This window comes from Micromonospora andamanensis (assembly GCF_016863495.1).
Taxonomy (GTDB): domain Bacteria; phylum Actinomycetota; class Actinomycetes; order Mycobacteriales; family Micromonosporaceae; genus Micromonospora; species Micromonospora andamanensis.
This window is the reverse complement of the sequence record NZ_BOOZ01000024.1, coordinates 108,992-131,075: the sequence shown is the minus strand read 5'-3', so window position 1 is coordinate 131,075 and position 22,084 is coordinate 108,992. Positions and strand designations below refer to the sequence as shown.

Here is a 22,084-nt window from a genome sequence, read left to right as displayed (position 1 = left end):
GGTCCGGCTCGCCGGGCCGGGGCAACGTCGCTTCCGAAGGGACATAGATGGCGAAGATCCTGAGCTTCTCGGACGACGCCCGGCACCTGCTGGAGCACGGTGTCAACGCGCTCGCGGACACGGTCAAGGTCACCCTCGGGCCGCGCGGGCGCAACGTCGTCCTCGACAAGAAATTCGGTGCGCCGACGATCACCAACGATGGCGTGACCATCGCCAAGGAGATCGAGCTCACCAACCCGTACGAGAACCTCGGCGCGCAGTTGGTCAAGGAGGTGGCGACCAAGACCAACGACGTCGCCGGCGACGGGACCACCACCGCGACCGTGCTCGCCCAGGCCATGGTCCGTGAGGGCCTGCGCAACGTCACCGCTGGCGCCAACCCGGCCGGCCTCAAGCGGGGCATCGACGCCGCCGCCGCCAAGGTCTCCGAGGCGCTGCTCGGCAAGGCGGTCGACGTCTCCGACAAGAAGTCCGTCGCGCACGTGGCGACGATCTCCGCGCAGGACGCCACAATCGGCGAGCTGATCGCCGAGGCGATGGAGAAGGTCGGCCGTGACGGTGTCATCACCGTCGAGGAGGGCTCCGCGCTGCACACCGAACTGGACGTCACCGAGGGACTCCAGTTCGACAAGGGCTTCATCTCGCCGAACTTCGTCACCGACGCGGAGTCGCAGGAGTCGGTGCTGGAGGACGCGTACGTCCTGATCACCACGCAGAAGATCTCCGCGATCGAGGAGCTGCTGCCGCTGCTGGAGAAGGTCCTCCAGAACAACAAGCCGCTGCTCATCATCGCCGAGGACGTCGAGGGTCAGGCGCTGTCCACCCTGGTGGTCAACGCCATCCGCAAGACCATCAAGGTCTGCGCGGTCAAGGCGCCCGGCTTCGGTGACCGCCGCAAGGCGATGCTCCAGGACATGGCGATCCTCACCGGCGCCGAGCTGGTCGCCCCGGAGCTCGGCTACAAGCTCGACCAGGTCGGCCTGGAGGTGCTGGGCAGCGCTCGGCGCATCGTTGTCGACAAGGAGAACACCACTGTCGTCGAGGGTGGTGGCCAGGCCAGCGAGGTGGCCGACCGGGTCGCCCAGATCCGCAAGGAGATCGAGGCCTCGGACTCCGAGTGGGACCGGGAGAAGCTCGCCGAGCGGCTGGCCAAGCTCTCCGGCGGTGTCGCGGTGGTCAAGGTCGGCGCGGCCACCGAGGTCGAGATGAAGGAGCGCAAGCACCGCATCGAGGACGCCATCGCCGCGACCAAGGCCGCGGTCGAGGAGGGTACGGTGCCCGGTGGCGGCGCCGCCCTGGCGCAGATCCTGCCGGTGCTCGACGACGACCTCGGCTTCACCGGTGACGAGAAGGTCGGCGTGTCGATCGTGCGTAAGGCACTTGTCGAGCCGCTGCGCTGGATCGCCCAGAACGCCGGCCACGACGGTTACGTCGTCGTGCAGAAGGTCACCGGCAGCGACTGGGGCCACGGCCTCGACGCCGCCGTCGGCGAGTACGTCGACCTGACCAAGTCCGGCATCATCGACCCGGTGAAGGTGACCCGCAACGCGGTCACCAACGCCGCGTCGATCGCCGGTCTGCTGCTCACCACCGAGAGCCTCGTGGTGGAGAAGCCGGCCGAGCCGGAGCCCGCCGCGGGCGGCCACGGCCACTCGCACGGCCACGGTCACAGCCACCAGCACGGCCCGGGCTTCTGAGCCCTGCCGTACGCCGAACGTGGGGCGCACCGTCGACGAGACGGTGCGCCCCACGCGCGTCAACGGCGGTCGTGGCTCCGGCCTGGCGGCGGACGTGCGGCGCACCGGTGACGAGAGGTTACGGACGCTGACGCCGACTACCGGACCGGTGGTCGGTGGGAAACACTTGGCGGGTGAGCAGCACGACACCCCGCTTCGCCGCCCTGGCCGGCGTCGCCGCCGCTGCGGCGGCCATCGGCACCGCCGAACTGGTCGCCGCCCTGACCGGCCCCCGCTCGTCGCCGCTCGTCGCGGTCGGCGGCCTCGTGGTGGACACCGCCCCCGAACCGGTCAAGCGGTTCGGCATCGAGGTCTTCGGCAGCTACGACAAGATCGCCCTGCTGGTCGGTACGGCGCTGCTGCTCGGCGGCTTCGCCGCCCTGTTGGGCATGCTGGCCGTCCGCCGGCTGACGGTGGGCCTGGCCGGCATCGTCGTCTTCGGCGGGATCGGCGCGGCGGCGGCCCTGACCCGGGCCGGCGCGGACGCCGCCGACGTGCTGCCGTCACTTGTCGGTGCGGCGGTCGGCGGACTGGCGCTCTGGGCCTTCGTCGCCGGCCCGCTGGAGCTGGACCCGTGGCCCTGGTCCCCACCCACACCGGCCGGCCCGCCACCAGCGACCGGTCCCGCAGTTGCCGCGCCAGACCCGGACTCGGTCGCAACCTCCGAGGGGACCGGCGGGACCGCGTCTCGCTCGACCGCGTCCGCCGAAAGCCCGCCCGTCCCGGGAAGCCCAGTCCCGGGAAGGCCGCCGGTCCCCGGAGGGCCGGGGCGGCGGGTCGACCCGGACTCGCGGCGGCGGTTCCTCACCGGCGTCGGCACCGTGCTCGGGGTGGCAGCCGTCGGGGGAGTCGCCGGGCGATGGCTGGCCGGCCGCCAGGGCGTGTCGGCCGCCCGCGAGGCGATCACGCTGCCGGCCCCGGTCTCCGCCGCACCACCGGTGCCGGCCGGCGCCGACCTGGCCCAGCCCGGGCTGGCCAGCTACGTCACGTCGAACCGCAGCTTCTACCGGATCGACACCGCGCTCGTGGTGCCGCAGGTCGATCCCGCGACCTGGCAGCTGCGCATTCACGGCCGGGTCCGCAACCCGGTCACCCTGAGCTATGCCGACCTGCTCGCCCGACCCATGGTGGAGCGGTACGTGACGCTCGCCTGCGTCTCAAACGAGGTCGGTGGCGATCTGATCGGCAACGCGTGCTGGCTCGGCGTACCGATCCGGGAGCTGCTCGACGAGGTGGGGCCGCTGGACGGTGCCGACCAGGTGGTCGGGCGTTCGGTGGACGGTTGGACCTGTGGCACCCCGACGGCCGTGCTGCGTGACGGACGGGACGCGCTGCTCGCCGTCGGCATGAACGGCGAGCCGCTACCGGTGCAGCACGGCTTCCCGGTCCGGATGGTGGTGCCCGGCCTGTACGGCTACGTCTCGGCATGCAAGTGGATCACCGAGCTGGAGTTGACCAGCTTCGCCGACTTCGACGCGTACTGGGTCCCCCGGGGCTGGTCGGCGCAGGGGCCGGTGAAGACGCAGTCGCGGATCGACACGCCCCGCCCACGCAACCGCCCGGCCGCCGGCCCGGTCACCGTCGCCGGCGTCGCCTGGGCGCAGCACCGGGGCATCGACCGCGTCGAGGTACGCGTCGACGAGGGGCCCTGGCAGGAGGCCCAGCTGGCACCGACGATCTCGGTGGACACCTGGGTGCAGTGGTCGTGGCAGTGGCCGGCCACTCCTGGGGAACACACCCTCCAGGTCCGGGCGACGGACAGCACCGGCGAGACGCAGACCGGCGAGACGCGCGGTGTCGCGCCCGACGGCGCGACCGGCTGGCACTCCGTCACGCTCACCGTCAGCTGACCCGTCCCGCTCGCGGCGTTGGCTCTGACCGGACGACGCTCCCGCCGAGCCGTCCAGGCGCGGGCATCGTCAGGCCAGACGGTACGTCCGAGGTGGCCCCGGGGTGGTTGGTGCGGGCACTGTCGAGCTGATGGCGCAGGCGGGTCGCGACGCGTGATGGGCGTGGAGGGGTCGCGACCTGTGATGGCGCAGACGGGTCAGCTCGACAGCGCCTGATGGGAAGCATCGGGGCCGACGACATCTCCGGGTGGAGACCAAGTCGACGACTACCGTCGGGCGCGGTCCCGTGGAGCGGTGTGGATCGAGGCGCTCGGGCACGTCCCGTGGCGTGGGTCGTCTCCCGCCGTCCGATCGCCCCGCCACGGGAGGTGGCGGACATGGCGACGCCGCGTCCGGGTCGGGACGCGGCGTCGGTGGTGCGGTCGGTCAGGCGACGTTGCGTTGGATGGGCACCGTCGACCGGTGGGAGGGGCCCAGCCGGGCCTCCAGCCGGTTGACGTCGACACGGGTCTGTCGGCGGTCGGCGAGGTCCTCCCAGCCGACCGCGAGCAGGCGCAGCCGCTCGGACTCGCTGAACCCGCCCCACACGCCGTACGGCTCGCGTACCGCAAGGGCGTGCGCGGCGCACTCGGCGCGGACCGGGCAGGCACGGCAGACGGCCTTGGCGGAGGATTCCCGGCGCAGCCGGGACGAGCCCCGCTCGCCGTCGGGGTGGAAGAACTGGGCGCTGTCGCGGCCCCGGCAGGCGCCGAGCCGCTGCCAGTCCCAGAGGTCGTCGATGGGTCCGGGCAGTCTACGTACGTTCGACATCAGCACCCCTCCTCTCGCGCGGCACCGCGAGACAGCTTGTGGCCGGTTGTCCGGGCGGCGGGCCGCGCAGGCGCACCGTTCCCGGCCTGGCCACTCCCTACCCGGGCGTCCCTCGCCTCACACGTCTTTGATCCAAAACACTTGGCGGATTGCGGCATATGCCCTATCTGTCGGAAAAGTTGGGAGGATTGCCCGGAACCTCCTCCCGACCGGGGCTGCTCATGGTCTGCTCGTCACCGGAGAGGAGATGCCTGTGCGTACCGTTCTCGTGTGCGTTCGAACGCCGCTTGCGGCGCAGCACCTGACCTCCGCGGCAGCGCGGTTGGGATTGTCGGGTGCCGTCCGGACGGCGGTCTCCGACCCTGAGGTGATGTTGCGGTTGGCCGAGCGTCCGGCCGACGTGGTGCTCGCCGACACCGCGCTCACCCGGCCCGACAGCGTCGGCTTCGTCCGCCGGGTGCTGGCCCGCGCCCCGCAGGCCGCTGTCCTGCTGCTCGGCGCCGAGGAGTCCGAGGCGGCGGCGGCGACGATCGGCGCCGGGGCGCGTGGGCTCATCCAGGGAGTCGACCAGGATCTGACGAGCGCCGTCGCCAAGGCGTTGCTGCTGCTGGCCGCGCCCGGCCGGGCCAACCGGCGCCGAATCGTCGACCCCGCCCGGGACGCCGCAGCCGTCGGTGGCCCCGTCCGGCCCGGGCCCGGTGGTCGCACCGGCGGCGAGGCACAGACCACCTGGCCGGGTACGGACGCGGCAGGCGGGCCGGCGATGGTGCCGGCACAGCGCGGCGACGACCCTGCCGAGCCGGGTACCGAGTCGGAGCCGGAGAAGCCGTCACCGACCCGGCCCGACCGGGCCACGATCGGCCTCACCGAGCGGGAGCTACAGGTGTTGCTCGGGATGGCCGAGGGCAAGAGCAACGCCGAGATCGGCCGGGAACTGTTCGTCTCCGAGGACACCGTGAAGACCCACGCCCGGCGGCTGTTCCGCAAGCTCGGTGCCCGTGATCGGGCGCACGCCGTGGCCGCCGGATTCCGGGCCGGCCTGGTCGCCTGATCCGTCCGCCGGTCAGCGGTCCGCGCCGGACTCGTCCTCGGTGCCTTCGCTGAGGGTGTCGTGCACGCCGTCGGCGTAACCGCGCGCATAGTCCCAGGTGACGTAGTGGTCAGGGTCGGGATCGTAGGCCGGCTCGTGCACCCGGGGTCGCCCGGAGCTGAGCAGGTGTCGCAGGTTGCCCCGGAGCAGATCCCAGTCGAAGTAGTGCGGTTCCCGGCAGTCCTCACACTCGATGACGAGCCCGCGTACGCCGATCGGCGCGAGCAGCGCCTGGTAGATCTCCAGGTCGGCGAGATCCTCAAGCACGTCCTGGCGCTCGACGTCGGTCAGTGGGTCCAGCGGTGCGTCGTCGCCAGGGGTGTCCAGGTCTGCCGCCGGATCGGTCGGGTCGCCGGTGAACGGGTCGATGGGATCGTCGTGCACCCCCTCACCGTAGTCCCATGCCACCGTCGACGCCTGTCCCCCGGTCACGCGAGCCGTTACCGGGGTGGGTGCCGCGCGGTTCAGGTGGTGAAAGCTTCAGTGGGTACGATGAGGCTGACGCACCCTCGCCCGGCGTTCGCCGGTGCCCCCCGTGCCACCTCACTGAAGCCCGGTTCGAGCAGCTCAGGAGAGCAATCGTGGAGAATTCGCCCCGTACCGACCCGTCCGCCGGCATCGAGGGCGGCGAGCTGGGCGGCCATCTGCCCGAGCTGCCCGCCGGTTCGGCCAGGGTGGTGCCGCTGGGGCTGACCTTCGACGACGTGCTGCTCCAGCCCGGCGAGTCCGACGTGGTGCCGAGCCGGGTGAACACCATCACCCGGCTGACCCGCAACGTCTCGCTCTCCATCCCGCTGCTGTCCAGCGCGATGGACACGGTCACCGAGGCCCGGATGGCGATCGCGATGGCCCGCCAGGGCGGCATCGGCGTGCTGCACCGCAACCTCTCGGTGGAGGACCAGGCGCTCCAGGTCGACCTGGTCAAGCGCTCCGAGTCCGGCATGATCACCAATCCGGTGACGGCGAGTCCGGACGACACCCTGCGCGAGGTCGACCAGCTCTGCGGTCGCTACCGCATCTCGGGGGTGCCTGTGGTGGACGCCGACGGTCAACTGGTGGGCATCGTCACCAACCGGGACATGCGCTTCGTCTCCGACCCGGCCGTGCCGGTCCGCGAGATCATGACCAAGGCGCCGCTGGTCACCGCCCCGGTCGGGGTGAGCAAGGACGAGGCGCTCGGCCTGCTGCGCCAGCACAAGGTCGAGAAGCTGCCGATCGTCGACGGCTCCGGCAAGCTGCGTGGGCTGATCACCGTCAAGGACTTCACCAAGAGCGAGCAGTACCCGAGCTCGACCAAGGACGAGGCGGGGCGGCTGCGGGTGGCGGCGGCCATCGGGGTCGGCGAGGACGCGTACAAGCGCGCCCGGGCCCTGGTCGAGGCCGGCGTCGACGTCATCATCGTGGACACCGCCCACGGTCACCAGCGCGCGGTGCTGGAGATGGTCAGCCGGCTCAAGAAGGACGTCGCCGTCGACATCGTCGGCGGCAACGTGGCGACCTACGCCGGGGCGAAGGCGCTTGTCGACGCCGGAGCCGACGGCGTGAAGGTAGGTGTCGGACCGGGTGCCATCTGCACCACCCGGATCGTGGCGGGCGTCGGCGTTCCGCAGATCACGGCGATCATGGAGGCGGCTCGGGCGGCCAACCCGGCCGGCGTGCCGGTCATCGGCGACGGCGGCATCCAGTACTCGGGTGACATCGCCAAGGCCCTGGTCGCCGGTGCGGACACGGTGATGCTCGGCAGCCTGCTGGCCGGCTGCGAGGAGAGCCCCGGTGAGCTGATCTTCGTGAACGGCAAGCAGTTCAAGACGTACCGCGGCATGGGTTCCCTCGGTGCCATGCAGTCGCGCGGGCAGGCCAAGTCGTACTCCAAGGACCGCTACTTCCAGCAGGACGTGACGAGCGACGAGAAGCTGGTGCCGGAGGGCGTCGAGGGCCAGGTGCCGTACCGTGGGCCGTTGGCCCGGGTGGCCCATCAGCTGGTCGGCGGCCTGCGGCTGGCGATGGGGTACGCGGGCGCGGAGAGCATCCCCGAGCTGCACCAGCGGGGTCAGCTCATCCGGATCACCGCGGCCGGGCTCAAGGAGAGCCACCCGCACGACATCCAGATGACAGTCGAAGCGCCCAACTACCACACCCGCTGACCCCTCCCACCACCCCCGAACACATCTGGAGTGCCCCATGCGTGACGTGGTCGAGATCGGGCTGGGTAAGACCGCGCAACGCGGCTACCACCTGGACGACATCGCCATCGTGCCGTCCCGCCGGACCCGGGACGTCGACGACGTCTCGACCGGGTGGCAGCTCGACGCGTACCAGTTCGGCATTCCGTGCGTCGGGCACCCCTCCGACGCCACGATGAGCCCGGCCTCGGCCGTGCGGCTCGGTCAGCTCGGCGGGCTCGGCGTACTCAACGTCGAAGGGCTGTGGACCCGCTACGAGAACCCGAGCAAGGTGCTGGAGGAACTCGGCGGTCTCGACGAGGACGCCCGCGCCACCAAGCGGCTCCAGGAGGTGTACGCCGAGCCGATCCGGCCGGATCTGATCACCGAACGGGTCCGGGAGCTGCGTGACGGTGGCGGCACGGTGGCGGTGCGGGTCTCCCCGCAGCACACCCTGGCGCTGGCGCCTGTCATCCTCGACGCGGGCGTCGACATCCTGGTCATCCAGGGCACCATCGTCTCGGCCGAGCACGTCTCGACCACCGACGAGCCGCTCAACCTCAAGGAGTTCATCGCCGACCTCGACCTCCCGGTCATCGTCGGCGGCTGCACCGACTACAAGACCGCCCTGCACCTGATGCGCACCGGCGCGGCCGGCGTGATCATCGGTATCGGCGGAGACGAGTGGTCCACCACCGAGTCGGTGCTCGGCATCCGGGTACCGATGGCCACCGCGATCGCCGACGCCGCCGCAGCCCGGCGCGACTACCTCGACGAGACCGGCGGGCGGTACGTGCACCTGATCGCCGACGGCGACATCCGGACCTCCGGCGACATCGCCAAGGCCCTCGGCTGCGGCGCGGACGCGGTGATGCTCGGTGAGCCGTTGTCGCTCTGCGAGGAGGCGCCGGCCGGTGGGTCCTGGTGGCACTCGGCGGCCAGCCACCCGTCGCTGCCCCGCGGCGCGTTCGAGGCCGCCGGCGAGCCGCTCGGCTCGATGGAGCGCCTCCTCTTCGGCCCCGCCGACGAGCCCGACGGTCAGCTCAACCTCTTCGGCGGCCTGCGCCGCGCGATGGCCAAGTGCGGCTACCGCGACCTCAAGGAGTTCCAGAAGGTCGGCCTCGTCCTCGACCGCTGACCGCCGGGGCGGCAGTAGGCTCGGCCTGGTGAGCAGCAGGTCTGGCAGGTGGTGGTGGGCCGGTGTGGGGGCGGTGGCCGCTGCCGTGGTGGCGGCTGTGGTGCTTGTCGGCGGCATCGGGGACCGGGAGCCGGGCGGGTTCCGGGCGGGCAGCGCCGACCTCGGCGACCCGTACGTGCCGGGCAGCGGCAACGGCGGGTACGACGTGGCCCACTACCGGCTCGGGGTGCGTTACGACCCGGCTGACGACCGGCTCACCGGCCGCGCCGAGATCACCGCGACCGCCACCCACGGGTTGTCCCGCTTCAACCTGGACCTGGCCGGGCTGGAGGTCAGCTCGGTGACAGTGGACGGTGCCCCGGCCGAGCACCGGCGGGACGACAGCGAGCTGGTGGTCACCCCGGCCCGTGGCCTTGACTCCGGTGGTCGGTTCACGGTGGAGGTCACCTACGGCGGCGTGCCCGAGGCGGATGCCGACGGTGTGCTGGGCAGTGGCGGCTTCCAGCACACCGACGACGGCGCGATCGCCCTCGGCCAGCCGTACTCGGCGGCCACCTGGTTCCCGGTCAACGACCATCCGTCCGACAAGGCCACGTACGACCTTGAGGTGACGGTGCCGGACGGGCTCGCCGCGCTCAGCAACGGCGTACCGGGGGAGCGGACCAGCGCCGACGGCTGGACCACCTGGCGCTGGGCCGAGCGCTCGCCGATGGCGAGTTACCTGAGCACGCTGGTGATCGGCGACTACCGGGTCCAGACCGGGGAGCACGCCGGCAAGCCGATGGTCACCGCCGTACCGGACGGACTGCCGGCGACCGGGCCGGCGGCGACGTCCCTGGCCCGTACCGGCGAGATCGCCGACTTCCTGACCACCCGCTTCGGGCCGTACCCCTTCGAGTCGTACGGCGGTGTGGTGGTCTCCGACAGCCGGATCGGGTACGCGCTGGAGACGCAGTCCCGGCCGGTCTACGGGCCCGGCTTCTTCCGCGGTGGCGAGCCGAACTACAGCGTGGTCGCCCACGAACTGGCCCACCAGTGGTTCGGCAACAGTGTGGCGCTGGCCCGTTGGGGTGACATCTGGCTCAACGAGGGCTTCGCCAGCTACGCCGAGTGGCTGTGGGAGGAGCACGACGGCGGGCGCAGTGCCCAGCGCAACTTCGAACTCCAGTACGCGGCCACCGAATGGTCCCGGCGCACCCTGGATCCCGGCCCCGGTCAGATGTTCAGCACCGCCGTCTACAAGCGTGGCGCGCTGACCGTGCACGCGCTGCGGCGCACCGTCGGCGACGACGCCTTCTTCCAGATCCTGCGGACGTGGACAAGTGAACGCCGCGACGGCACCGCCACCACCGCCGACTTCGTCGCCCTGGCCGAGCGGGTCTCCGGCCGCGACCTGGGCTCGTTCTTCGACACCTGGCTGACCGGCACCGCCGCACCCGCCCTGCCCTGAGCGGCGTCTCATCCGCCCGGTCACTCTCGGCCGGAGAACGGCTCGCCGTCACTGCCGGATCGACGTTCTGCCCGTGATCACTCGATAGGTAGGCTGCGGCCTGCGATCGGACTGAGTCGATCGCGCGGGCCGGCCGTCGGTCGGTCACGTGTCACGGGGAGGACGTGCGATGACAGGTGTGCGCAAGCACCTGCGGCGGAGCGTGGCTCTGCTGTTGGTGGGGGCGTTGGGGCTGACCGGCTGTGATTCGGCCGCCCCGGAGGAGACGGAGCCGAGCGCGGCAACGCCGAGCGGGTCGGCCGCGCCGGCACCGGACTTCCAGCCGGGTGCCGCCGGGGCCGGCGATCCCTACTTTCCCAGCTACGGCAACGGCGGGTACGACGTCGCCGGCTACACGGTGAAGGTCCGCTACGACCCGGCGAAGGACCGGTTGACAGGCGTCACCGCGATCCAGGCGAAGGCGACGGCCGACCTGTCGTCGTTCAACCTCGACCTGGCCCACCTGACGGTGAGCGCGGTCACCGTGGACGGTGAGCCCGCACAACACCGGCAGGAGAAGAACGAGCTGGTCGTCACGCCGGCCGGCGGCCTGGTGTCCGGCGGGGAGTTCACCACCGAGATCACGTACGCGGGCAAGCCGAAGTCGCTGAAGAACCAGGCGGTCGGCGAGGGTGGCTGGCTGCACACCAGCGACGGGGCGATAGCCCTCGGCCAGCCCGAGTCGGCGAGTACCTGGTTCCCGGTCAACGACCACCCCTCGGACAAGGCCACCTACCGCTTCGAGATCACCGTCCCGGACGGGCTGACCGCGATCAGCAACGGCGTCCCGGGTGGCAAGACCAGCACCGACGGCTGGACCACCTGGCGCTGGGCCGAGAACACGCCGATGGCCAGCTATCTGAGCATGGTGACGATCGGGAAGTTCCGGATCACCGAGGGCAGCCACAAGGGACGGCCGGTGTTCAACGCGGTGACCACGAAGGTGTCCAAGGGCGCGGCGGACGCCTCGATGGCCAAGACCATCAAGGTGGCCGACTACCTGGAGACCGTCTTCGGCCCGTACCCGGTCGAGGCGTACGGCGGCGTGGTCGTCTCGGACGAGCGGATCCGGTACGCGTTGGAGACGCAGAGCCGGGCGGTCTACTCGGCGGGCTTCTTCCGGCGGGGCGAGAACACCGGCGTCGTCGCGCACGAGGTCGCCCACCAGTGGTTCGGCAACAGCGTGGCGCTGAGCCGGTGGCAGGACATCTGGCTCAACGAGGGGCTCTCGTCGTACGCCGAGTGGTTGTGGGCCGAGCACACCGACGAGTTCACCGCGAAGGAGGCGTTCGACATCCGGATGGCGCGGGTGCCGGCGGAGGTCTGGCGTACGCCGCCCGGCAAGCCGGGGGTGAAGAACATGTTCAGTGAGTCGGTCTACCAGCGCGGCGCGATGACTGTGCACGCCCTGCGGGTCTCCGTGGGCGACAAGGCGTTCTTCGAGATCCTCAAGACCTGGGCGCGGGAGAAGCGCGACGCCAACGCCACCACCGAGGAGTTCGTCGCGCTGGCGGAGCGGGTCTCCGGTGAGAAGCTGGACAAGCTCTTCGACGCCTGGCTCTACGGCAAGAAGAAGCCCGCCGTTCCGAAGCGTCTCTAGGTGCTGTCCGCCACCGGGCGAGGCGCTCCATCGCCCGGTGGCGGGCCGCTCAGCTCTTCACCTTCAGTTTGGGATTGTCGGCCAGGAAGGCGTCGGCCTTGCCGGCACGTAGTTCGGTGAGGAAGCGGCGGCCGACGGCTGTCAGTTCCTCGCCCCGGTAGGCGTTGCCCCGGCCCACCGACGCACCGGGCAGCCCGACCAGCGTGACCGCCTGCGGCGGCAGCGTGCCGAGGGCGTACGCGAAGTCCACGATCCGCCGGCCGCCGACGTAGAGCAGCGCGTCGCCGAGCGCGGCGACCACCTGTTCGACCCGTTCGGGCTGCCGGGCCAGGTCCTGGTCGAGGATCTTCCCGAGCAGCGCTCGGATGAGCTGCTGGTGGTGGCGTTGCCGGGCGTAGTCGCCACCGGGCAGGTAGCGCTGACGGGCGTAGTCGAGTGCCTGCCAGCCGTTGAGGTGCCGCTCGCCGGGCTCGTACACCATCTGTGGCCCGACGTAGCCGCCCACGCCCGGGCCCGGCTCCCGGTGCTTGCCGTCCGGTTGCCGGTGCCGCGACACGACCCGCTGGTCGATGCGGAGGTCCACGCCGCCCAGCCTGTCGACCAACTCGTCGAAGCCGCCGAAGGTGAGCACCGCGCCCGCGTCGATGCGGAGGCCCGTGTAGTCGCTCACTGTCCGGCGCAGCAGTTCGTACCCCTGGGCGGGGTCGGGTCGCTTGGGGCGGTCCGGCACCCGGCTGCCGTAGCTCATCGCGTGGGTGAGCTTGGTCCGTCCGCCCCGGTAGCCGGCTGCTTTGTACGCCGGGATGTCCACCACCAGATCGCGGGGGAGGGAGAAGAGGTACGCCTGGGACAGCCCCGCCGGTACGTGCAGCACGAGGACCGCGTCGGCGTGCGGCTCCCAGCCGGGCACGCTCACCCGGGTGTCGACCCCGACCAGCAGGAGGTTGAGCGGGCCGGTGATGTCGGCCCCCGGCGGCGGGCTCGGGCTCGGGCTGGCGCTCGGCGACGCGCTCGGGCTTCCGGTGGCGGCGGCCGGTGTCCGGCGGTCGTCGCTCACCGTACGGGCCACCACCACGCCGATCACCGCGACCACCGCCAGCGTGGCCACCCCGGCCAACGCCAACGTCAACCGTCTCCGGTCTCCTCCGAGCATCATCCCCCGCTTCCTTAGGGCGTCCGTCGAAGTCCCGGGCCGCCGGCGAATCCGCCTGCGACTCTGCCGGCGACTCCGCCTCGGCTCGACGGAGAGCCTCGGCACCCGCCCTGGGTCTACCGGTCCAACGCGCTGAGCCGGGCTCGTGGTTGCGTCCCGGTCGGGCGAAACTGACGCGGTGCCGAGCATGATCGCGCGGATTCAGGTCCTGGCGCGAGAGCTACTCGCGAGTAATGATGCAGGCATGCGGTACGACGTGGTGGTCATCGGGTCGGGGTTCGGCGGCAGCGTCGCCGCGTTGCGGCTGGCCGAGAAGGGCTACTCGGTGGGCGTACTGGAGGCGGGCCGGCGGTTCGCCGACGACGAGTTCCCGCAGACCTCGTGGCGACTGCGTCGCTTCCTGTGGGCGCCGCGGCTGGGTTGCTTCGGCCTCCAGCGGATCACCCTGCTCCGGGCCGCCGACCGGCGGGCCGGCGGCGGGGTGCTGGTGTTGTCCGGAGCCGGCGTCGGCGGCGGTTCGCTTGTCTACGCCAACACCCTCTACGAACCGCTTGACGGCTTCTACGACGACCCGCAGTGGCGGCACCTCACCGACTGGCGGGCCGAGCTGGCCCCCCACTACGAGCAGGCGAAACGGATGCTGGGAGTGACCACGTACCCGGTCGCCACCGGGGCGGACCGGGCGATGCGGCGGGTCGCCGAGCGGATGGGGGTGGGGCGCACCTTCCACGCCACCCCGGTCGCTGTGTACCTCGGACGGCCGGGGGAACGGGTCGCCGACCCGTACTTCGGCGGGGCCGGCCCGGAGCGTACCGGCTGCACCCACTGCGGCGCCTGCATGACCGGCTGCCGGATCGGGGCGAAGAACACGCTTGTCAAGAACTATCTCTGGCTGGCCGAGCGGCTCGGAGTACGGGTGCATCCGTTGACCACTGTGACCGCGGTCCGGCCGGTCGACGGGGGGTACCAGGTACACACCGAGCGCACCGGCGCCTGGTTGCGCCGGGACCGGCAGGTGATCCACGCCGACCAGGTGGTCTTCGCCGCCGGTGCGCTGGGCACCCAGCGGTTGCTGCACGCGATGCGGGAAGCTGGTGACCTGCCCGGGCTATCGTCCCGGCTCGGCGAACTGACCAGGACCAACTCGGAGGCGATCCTCGGTGCCTCGGTCCCGCACCGGCGCGCCCGCGAGCGTGGCGTGGACTTCACCGAGGGGGTGGCCATCACCAGCTCGTTCCACCCCGATCCGCAGACCCACATCGAGCCGGTCCGCTACGGCCGGGGCTCGAACGCGATGGGGCTGCTCCAGTCGCTGCTCGTCGACGGCGGGCCGCACCGGCTGCGCCGGTGGTTCGGGCAGCTGCTCCGTCACCCACGATTGGCTGCCCGGATGCTGTCGGTCCGGAACTGGTCGGAGCGTACGGTGATCGCCCTGGTCATGCAGTCGGCGGACAACTCGATCACCCTGCGGCTGCGACGCGGGCCGCTCGGCCGCCGGCTGGTCTCCGGGCCGGGCCACGGCACCCCCAACCCGACCTGGATCCCGGCCGGCAACGAGGCGGTCCGGCTGCTCGCCGAGGAGATCGACGGTACGCCGGGCGGCGCGCTCACCGAGCCGTTCGACATCCCGGTGACCGCGCACATCCTGGGCGGTGCGGTGATCGGCGCCACCCCGGCCGACGGCGTGATCGACCCCTACCACCGCGTCCACGGCCACCCCGGCCTGCACGTGGTGGACGGTGCCGCCGTCTCCGCCAACCTCGGTGTCAACCCGTCCCTCACCATCACCGCCCAGGCCGAACGCGCCATGTCTTTCTGGCCCAACAAGAACGACCCCGACCCCCGCCCCGCCCCCGGCTCCCCCTACCGCCCCCTGCCCCCCGTCCCCCCACACCACCCCGCCGTCCCCCCACACGCCCCCGCCGCCCTCCGTCACCCCTGATCCCGCGATCATGCAGTTGTGGCACCTGACAAAAGTGGTTGAACGTCTCTTTCCAGGTGCCACAACTGCATGATCAGCGTGCGCTGGGGCGGGGGTGGTGGGGCGACCGGGGGCGAGGGTCACGCTGGGTAGGATTGCCGGCTATGAGCCTGCCGCGTCCTGTCCTCGTGGTCGACTTCGGAGCCCAGTACGCCCAGCTGATCGCGCGCCGGGTACGGGAGGCGAAGGTCTACTCCGAGATCGTCCCGCACACCATGCCCGTGGCCGAGATGCTGGCCAGGAACCCCGCAGCGATCATCCTGTCCGGCGGCCCGGCCAGCGTCTACGAGCCGGGTGCGCCGCAGGTCGACGACGGGTTGTTCACCGCGGGCGTGCCGGTCTTCGGCATCTGCTACGGGTTCCAGGCGATGGCCCGCTCCCTCGGCGGCACTGTGGCGCGCACCGGCGGTCGCGAGTACGGGGGCACCCCGCTGCGTCCCCGCCTGCTCGACCCGGGCGTACTGCTCCGCGACCTGCCGGCCGACCTGCCGGTGTGGATGAGTCACGGAGACTGCGTGACCGAGGCGCCCGAGGGCTTCACGGTGACCGCCGAATCGGCAGGTGCGCCGGTGGCCGCGTTCGAGGACCTGTCCGGCCGCCGGGCCGGCGTGCAGTTCCACCCGGAGGTGGGGCACACCGCGCACGGGCAGGAGATGCTGACCCGCTTCCTCTACGAGATCGCCGGGATCGAGCCGACCTGGACGGCCGAGAACATCATCGACGAGCAGGTGACCCGGATCCGCGAGCAGGTCGGCGACAAGGAGGTCATCTGCGGCCTCAGCGGTGGAGTGGACTCGGCGGTCGCCGCTGCGCTCGTGCACAAGGCCGTCGGCGACCAGTTGACCTGCGTCTTCGTCGACCACGGCCTGCTGCGCGCGGGCGAGGCCGAGCAGGTGGAGAAGGACTACGTCGCGGCCACCGGCATCAAGCTGAAGGTGGTCGACGCGGCCGACCGGTTCCTCGGCGCGCTGGCCGGGGTGACCGACCCGGAGCAGAAGCGAAAGATCATCGGCCGGGAGTTCATCCGGGTCTTCGAGGCCGCCGCCCGGGAGATCGCCTCCCACGGCGACGTCGAGTTCCTGGTGCAGGGCACCCTCTACCCGGACGTGGTCGAGTCCGGTGGCGGCACCGGCACCGCAAACATCAAGAGCCATCACAACGTCGGCGGCCTGCCCGAGGACCTGAAGTTCGCCCTGGTCGAGCCGCTGCGCACGCTGTTCAAGGACGAGGTCCGTACGCTCGGCCTCCAGCTCGGGCTGCCCGAGGCGATGGTCTGGCGACACCCGTTCCCCGGCCCCGGCCTGGCCATCCGGATCATCGGGGCGGTCGACCAGGAGCGGCTGGACGTGCTCCGCCGGGCCGATTTCATCGCCCGCCAGGAGCTCAGCGCCGCCGGCCTCGACCGGGACGTCTGGCAGTTCCCGGTGGTGCTGCTGGCCGACGTGCGCAGCGTCGGTGTGCAGGGTGACGGGCGCAGCTACGGGCATCCCGTGGTGCTGCGCCCGGTCTCCAGCGAGGACGCGATGACCGCCGACTGGTCCCGCCTGCCCTACGACGTGATCGCCCGGATCTCCACCCGGATCACAAACGAGGTGGCCGAGGTCAACCGGGTGGTGCTGGACGTCACCAGCAAGCCACCGGGCACCATCGAGTGGGAGTGACGCGGTTGCCCGTCGGAGCGACGCCTCACGCTGGCGGCTGAGGCGCCGGTCGCGGCTCCGGCTCCGGCGTCGTCCCGGCATCTGGCGTGGTGTCCGGGTGTGCAGGTCCGGTGTCGGCGGGTGCCGACGGTTCAGGTCGCGCGGGCGGAACGTCGGGGTGCGGGACCGGCGCGGGCGGGGTGGCTGCCGGCGGCCAGGTGGTGGGTGCCGGCGGTCCGGCGTGCGGCACCGGACCGGTCGGCCCGGGGAACGGCCAGGCGGGGTGCGGTGTGGCGGCGGGCGGGGCGGCGGAGCCGTGCGGTGCGCCGGGCGCCGGGTGCGGCCAGGCGGGTGCGCCGGCCGGCTCCTCGGGCATCAGGAACCACATGATCGGGTACGCGAGGGCGGCGATCCCGCCGGTCACCAGCGTGACGACGGCGAAGGCCACGCGAATCAACGTGGGGTCGACGGCGAAGTAGCGGCCGAGGCCGCTGGCCACACCGGCGATCATCCGGTCGGTGGTCGGGCGGCGCAGTTGACGGTACGGAGCGTGAGGTGTGGAGGTCATGTCTCCACGGTCCTCGTCGCAGAGCGTATCGACCTCGGTGACCGCCCGGATCCCTACCCTGAACTGCCTCTCAGGGGCGAGTGGTCAGTCAGGAATCCGACTCTTTTCCGCGTCGGTAACGGGTGGCGGGGAGAATTTGGCCCCGTGACCACCATGCTGGAGCCGCTGCGCAGGATCGCGGCATACGCAGTCTGTACTGATTCCGTAGACCGAGTGCTGCTGGTCCGCGCATCGGAGCGCTCCGGCACCCCCGGCACGTGGTCCCTGCCCGGCGGGGCGGTCGACCACGGCGAGGATCCACACCACACAGTCGTCCGCGAGACCGCCGCCGAGACCGGCCTGTCGGTGTCCGTCGCGGGCCTGCACGACGTGCTCGCCGACATGCGGGCGCTGCCCGAGCGGGGCATTACCATCCACACCGACCGATTGGTCTACCGGGTGTCGGTCCGGGGCGGCTCGCTCACCGACCGGGTCGACCGGCCGACCGACCTGGCCCGCTGGTTCACCCGGGACGAGGCGGCGCGGTTGCCGCTGCGGTCGTTCACCGCCCGGGCCCTCGGGCTGCCCGCTTCGTCGGCCGACATCGTGCCCGACGAGGCACCGGAGTTTCCCTCCTTCTACGCGGTGCCCGGCCCGGACGGGCTGCACCGGGCACAGCGATTCGCCGCGTACGCAGTGGTCACCGACCCGGAGGGGCGGGTGCTGTTGACCCGGGTCTCCGACGGCTACCCGGGCGCGGGCTGCTGGCACCTGCCCGGCGGCGGCACCGACTACGGCGAGCAGCCGGGCGCGGCGCTGATCCGGGAACTGGTCGAGGAGACCGGGCAGACCGGGCGGCTCGTCGAGCTGCTCGGGGTGGCCAGTCACCGGGACGCCGCCTCGCTCGGCCCGGAGGGCTACCCGATCGACTGGCACGGGGTGCGTGCCTTCTACCGGGTGGTGGTGGACCAACCAGCCCCGCCCACCGTCGGCGACGTCGGCGGTTCCACCTGCGAGGCCCGCTGGTTCGCCCGGGAGGAACTGGGCGCCCTACCCACCGACCGCCTCACCGAGGTCACCGCCGAAGCCGTCCAAGCCGCCCACCTAACCTGACCCCCCACCCCCGCCACTGCGTGCGTTGATCATGAAGTTATTGCCCTGACACGCCACGGCGCGTGGCGATAACTTCATGATCGACGCAACGACGGTGGGGCGGGATGAGGGTGGGGCGGGAGCGGGTGGGAGTGGTGGAGCGGGTGCGACGGGTGGGGGCTTACGGGGTGCTGCGGGATGCCGAGGGGCGGGTGCTGCTGGTGCGGGGGTCCGCGGTCGCGGATTTCCCCGGCGTCTGGTCGCTGCCGGGTGGCGGGCTGGAGCACGCCGAACATCCCGCGCACGCGGTGGTCCGTGAGGTGACCGAGGAGACCGGGCTGACCGTCGAGGTGGCCGGGCTGCTGGCGGTCGTCGCGGATGTGGTGCCGTACCCGGACCTCGGTGTCGCGCTGCATACCGATCGGCTGCTGTTCGAGGTGACGCCGGTCGGCGGGCTGCGTGCGGACCACGGGGGCAGCACCGATCTGGCCCGTTGGCTGACCCTGGACCAGGCGGCGGTGCTGCCGGTGCTGCCGTTCACCGCCGAGGCTCTCGGCCTGCCTGTGGTTCCGCTGCCGGCCGGTGCGCTGCGCCGTCGGGAACCGTTCGCCCGTGCCGGTGCGGAGCGCCGCCGGCAGCGCTTCGGGGCGTACGGGGTGGTCACCGATCCGGACGAACGGGTGTTGCTGACCCTGATCGCCGAGGGCTATCCGGGTGCGGGGCAGTGGCACCTGCCCGGCGGGGGCACCGATCACGGTGAACAGCCCGTCACCGCGCTGCTACGGGAACTGGTCGAGGAATCGGGCCAGCTGGGCCGGGTGACCGAGTTGATCGGGGTCGACAACCTGCACAACCCGGCGGCCCTGGGGCCGGAGGGGTATCCCATCGACTGGCACGGCGTCCGGGTCGTCTACCGGGTGGCTGTCGATGCGCCGACCGAACCGGCAGTGACCGAACTGGCCGGCGGTTCCACTGCTCGTGCTGCCTGGTTCACCCGGGCTGAGCTGCCGAATCTCTCGTTGACGGGGATCGCCGAGATGGCCCTTGGGTCGTCGAGGTGGCCCATCGTGGGCGGAGCTGGCTGATCTCGCCACCGAGCCGGTACGGACGACCTCCGGTACAGTCGAGGCAGGGCAGGGGTCGAAAACGGGCGATGGTGTCCGGGATGGGAATAAGACGGCGGTTCGCGCGGTTAAGGGAGATATAAGTACCGCCGGCAGCTATCGCCATTCCCCCACCCCCTGTGCGATGGTGTACTCCGCAAAACGGCTGCCGGGCCAGGAAGGTCCGGCACGAGACAGCCGGACGCCCGCCCACGCGGCGGTAAGCCGATCCGGTGATGGAGGAAACGTGCCGAGAGCCCCATGGCGCCGGCGTCGTACTACTGACAGCCCGCGTCCCGCAGGGCGAAGCTGGACGGGCCCGCTGCGCCGCAGTGGCACCCTCGCCCGCCAGGTCCTGCTGGTCCGCGTCGGCCGCCGAGGTGCGGAACTGCACGGCGCGACCGACCTGTTGCCCGAGCCCCGGTACCAGGACCGTCCGCGTCGCCGGTACGGCCTCAAGCGGTTCCACCGCACCGGGATGGAGACGATCGCCCCGGTCAGCCAGCTGGTCGGTCCGGTGACTGTCAACCCGCCCGTCGCGCCGGCTACGGTGCTGCCGGAGTCGACAGCGACACCGGCTCCGCTGCTGCCGGGTGAGCGTACTCCGGCCCGGCGGATGAAGTTCGCCCTGGTCAACGCCTGCACCCTGGCCAGCCTGCTGCTCGGCATCAACGCGATCTTCGTCGCCATGCAGGGCGAGGTGCGGCTGGCCGCGTTCCTCCTGATCGCCTGCGTCGCGTTCGACGGACTGGACGGCGCGCTGGCCCGCAAGCTCGGGGTGTCCAGCCCGTTCGGCGCCCAGATGGACTCGCTCGCCGACATGTGCTCCTTCGGGCTCGCCGCACCCGTGGTGGTCTACGCGTCGCTGGCCGGCTCCGCGCCGACAGCCGCCGCCGCGGTGGCCGCCGCGCTCGTCGCCGCCTGCGCCGCCATCCGCCTGGCACGGTTCAACGTCTCGCCGAACGACGGGCGGTTCTTCTCCGGCGTACCCACCACGATGGCCGCCGCCGTGCTGGCCCTGATGGTGGTGATCGGCATGCCGGTGCCGGGGGCGGTGCAGATCGCCGGGGTGGCCCTGCTCGCGTTCACCATGGTCAGCAGCTTCCCGTACGCGAAGCTCGCCCGCCTGGTCAAGCTGCCGCCGTGGGTCTGGCTCGCTCCGGTGATCGGTGCCCTGATCGACGTCCGGCTCACCTTCGGGTTGATCGTGGTCGGTTACCTGGTCAGCGGCCCGGTGCTCTGGCTGCGCCAGCGGCGCACCATCGTCTGAGCCGGAAACCACGAAAAGGGCGTCGCGGCCAGGCCGCGACGCCCTTTCGAGTTGGACTGCCGGTACCGCCAGGTCTCAGCGCCAGCGGGCGATCACACTCGATCCACCGATCACCTTGTCGCCCGGCCCGACAAGCGGCTCCGCGGCGTCCGCCGGCAGGTAAACGTCGGTACGCGAACCGAAGCGGATGAGCCCGAACCGCTCACCACGGGCCAGCAACGCGCCGATCGGCGCGCGCTGCACGATCCGGCGGGCGATCAGGCCGGTGCGCTGGGCCACCACCACGGTGCCGTGCGTGGTGTCCAGCACCGTGTAGGCGGCCACGTTGTGCTCCGCGTCCGGCTTCATCGCGTTGACGAACCCGCCGTCGGCGACGAAGTAGTCGACCACCTTGCCGGCCACCGGGGACCGGTTGACGTGTACGTCGAGCACCGACAGGAAGACCGCGATCCGCAGGAACTCGCTGTCGCCGAAACGCTCGTCGGTGAGGCGCTGCACCGACAGCACCTGCCCGTCGGCGGCGGCCACCACTGCCGACGGGTCCTCCGGCACGTCCCGCTCCGGGTCCCGGAAGAAGGCAGCCACCGGCGCGGCGGCCAGCGCGGGCAGCAGCCAGAGCTTCGACTTCGGTCGGGCCAGGCGGGTCAGCGCGGCCAGCCCGAGGGCGATGCCGGCGGCGGTGACCCCGTTTGAGTCGATGTGCATGTCGCGGCTGAGCGGCACACTCGACGGCCGGTAAGCGGGAGCGAGTTGCTCCGCCGCCGCCGCGTCGGCCGGGGTGAAGCGGAGCCGGTACACGCGTACCGGTGGGTTGTTGCGCAGCACCAGGTCGTTGCCGACGCCGTACAGCGCGCCCTGCCGGTCCAATTCGGCGGCGGCGCCGGCGGTCCGGACGACGGGGGTGGCGACGCTCAGCACCGCGCCGTCGGCCAGGTACTTGGTGAGGGCTCCGATGGTGGTCCGGGCCTCGTCGGCGGTGCCGGTGAACGCCTCGGCGGCGATGACCACCGCTGCGGTCTCCGCCTCGGCGAGGCTGTCCACGACCCGGACCCGCTCGGCGACCCAGCGGCCCTGGGCGTTGACGTGCTCCCGCAGCGTGGTGGCGCTGACCTGCTCGGCGGGTACCACGGTGAGGGTGTCGCCGGGCAGCATCGCTTCGATCGCCGCGGTCAGCACCGCGGACTCCGGAGCCGCGCCGACCAGCAGAGCGGCCTTCGGGTCGTTGATCCGGGCAAGCTCGGAGACGAGGGTACGGGCGGCGCGCTCGCCGAGGCGGACCGGACCGGATCGGTCGGGCGTACGCACGGCGGGGGACTGGGTCATCTCGAACGGGCTCCTGACGGGTAGAGGCGACTGACGCGAGGGTCACCGCCGGCGCGGACGGCCCGACCACGGACGGCCCGCGCGAGCCGGCGACCCGCGC

At 71.8% G+C, this 22,084-nt stretch carries 16 protein-coding genes and 1 pseudogene; 12 read left to right on the top strand and 5 right to left on the bottom strand.

Annotated elements, in window-relative coordinates; translation table 11 throughout:
* Positions 1-47 precede the first annotated feature (47 nt).
* Both groL and Van01_RS20190 read left to right on the top strand, forming a co-directional pair.
* Positions 48-1,697, top strand: coding sequence for a chaperonin GroEL (gene groL, locus Van01_RS20195; RefSeq protein WP_204009680.1), 1,650 nt, complete (start codon positions 48-50; stop codon positions 1,695-1,697).
* 173 nt (positions 1,698-1,870) lie between these two features.
* The gene (locus Van01_RS20190) at positions 1,871-3,586 is read left to right on the top strand and encodes a molybdopterin-dependent oxidoreductase (protein WP_204009677.1); all 1,716 of its coding nucleotides are present in this window, start codon (positions 1,871-1,873) and stop codon (positions 3,584-3,586) included.
* Between the two features lie 426 nt (positions 3,587-4,012).
* Here Van01_RS20190 and Van01_RS20185 read toward each other — a convergent pair whose 3' ends face one another.
* A complete protein-coding gene (locus Van01_RS20185; protein WP_204009674.1) occupies positions 4,013-4,396 on the bottom strand; it encodes a WhiB family transcriptional regulator in 384 nt (127 codons plus the stop codon).
* Between the two features lie 253 nt (positions 4,397-4,649).
* Here Van01_RS20185 and Van01_RS20180 point away from each other — a divergent pair, with 253 nt between their 5' ends.
* A complete protein-coding gene (locus Van01_RS20180) occupies positions 4,650-5,447 on the top strand; it encodes a helix-turn-helix transcriptional regulator (RefSeq protein WP_204009671.1) in 798 nt (265 codons plus the stop codon).
* Positions 5,448-5,459: 12 nt separating this feature from the next.
* Here the strand turns inward: Van01_RS20180 and Van01_RS20175 are convergent, their stop codons facing one another.
* Positions 5,460-5,870, bottom strand: coding sequence for a DUF5319 domain-containing protein (locus tag Van01_RS20175; RefSeq protein ID WP_099852928.1), 411 nt, complete (start codon positions 5,868-5,870; stop codon positions 5,460-5,462).
* Positions 5,871-6,067: 197 nt separating this feature from the next.
* Here Van01_RS20175 and guaB point away from each other — a divergent pair, with 197 nt between their 5' ends.
* From guaB to Van01_RS20155, 4 genes are all read left to right on the top strand, one after another.
* On the top strand, positions 6,068-7,630 hold the full coding sequence (gene guaB / locus Van01_RS20170; protein ID WP_204009669.1) for an IMP dehydrogenase: 1,563 nt from the start codon (positions 6,068-6,070) through the stop codon (positions 7,628-7,630).
* 37 nt (positions 7,631-7,667) lie between these two features.
* A complete protein-coding gene (locus Van01_RS20165; RefSeq protein ID WP_204009658.1) occupies positions 7,668-8,786 on the top strand; it encodes a GuaB3 family IMP dehydrogenase-related protein in 1,119 nt (372 codons plus the stop codon).
* Positions 8,787-8,859: 73 nt separating this feature from the next.
* The gene (locus tag Van01_RS20160) at positions 8,860-10,236 is read left to right on the top strand and encodes a M1 family metallopeptidase (protein WP_239099184.1); all 1,377 of its coding nucleotides are present in this window, start codon (positions 8,860-8,862) and stop codon (positions 10,234-10,236) included.
* Between the two features lie 169 nt (positions 10,237-10,405).
* On the top strand, positions 10,406-11,875 hold the full coding sequence (locus Van01_RS20155) for a M1 family metallopeptidase (protein ID WP_204009655.1): 1,470 nt from the start codon (positions 10,406-10,408) through the stop codon (positions 11,873-11,875).
* A gap of 49 nt (positions 11,876-11,924) precedes the next feature.
* Here Van01_RS20155 and Van01_RS20150 read toward each other — a convergent pair whose 3' ends face one another.
* On the bottom strand, positions 11,925-13,031 hold the full coding sequence (locus Van01_RS20150; protein ID WP_204009653.1) for an LCP family protein: 1,107 nt from the start codon (positions 13,029-13,031) through the stop codon (positions 11,925-11,927).
* A 241-nt stretch (positions 13,032-13,272) separates the two neighbouring features.
* Between Van01_RS20150 and Van01_RS20145 the strand changes: the two genes are divergently transcribed.
* Entirely contained in the window at positions 13,273-14,970 is a 1,698-nt protein-coding gene (locus Van01_RS20145; RefSeq protein WP_204009651.1) for an FAD-dependent oxidoreductase, read from the top strand.
* 143 nt (positions 14,971-15,113) lie between these two features.
* Positions 15,114-16,670 (top strand): glutamine-hydrolyzing GMP synthase, encoded by a 1,557-nt coding sequence (gene guaA, locus Van01_RS20140; RefSeq protein ID WP_204009649.1) that lies wholly within the window; start codon positions 15,114-15,116, stop codon positions 16,668-16,670.
* A 214-nt stretch (positions 16,671-16,884) separates the two neighbouring features.
* Here the strand turns inward: guaA and Van01_RS20135 are convergent.
* Positions 16,885-17,217: pseudogene (locus tag Van01_RS20135) on the bottom strand (PspC domain-containing protein); the annotation flags it as partial.
* Between the two features lie 144 nt (positions 17,218-17,361).
* Between Van01_RS20135 and Van01_RS20130 the strand changes: the two are divergent.
* From Van01_RS20130 to Van01_RS20120, 3 genes are all read left to right on the top strand, one after another.
* Complete coding sequence (locus Van01_RS20130; protein WP_204009634.1) at positions 17,362-18,309, top strand: NUDIX hydrolase; 948 nt, start codon at positions 17,362-17,364, stop codon at positions 18,307-18,309.
* Positions 18,310-18,440: 131 nt separating this feature from the next.
* Positions 18,441-19,373 carry an NUDIX hydrolase gene (locus tag Van01_RS20125; RefSeq protein ID WP_204009828.1) on the top strand — a complete coding sequence of 311 codons (933 nt, stop codon included), beginning with the start codon at positions 18,441-18,443 and terminating at the stop codon, positions 19,371-19,373.
* 340 nt (positions 19,374-19,713) lie between these two features.
* Positions 19,714-20,661, top strand: a complete 948-nt coding sequence (locus tag Van01_RS20120) for a CDP-alcohol phosphatidyltransferase family protein (protein WP_204009826.1) — start codon at positions 19,714-19,716, stop codon at positions 20,659-20,661.
* A gap of 75 nt (positions 20,662-20,736) precedes the next feature.
* Here Van01_RS20120 and Van01_RS20115 read toward each other — a convergent pair whose 3' ends face one another.
* On the bottom strand, positions 20,737-21,984 hold the full coding sequence (locus Van01_RS20115) for a phosphatidylserine decarboxylase (protein ID WP_204009632.1): 1,248 nt from the start codon (positions 21,982-21,984) through the stop codon (positions 20,737-20,739).
* Between the last annotated feature and the right edge of the window lie 100 nt (positions 21,985-22,084).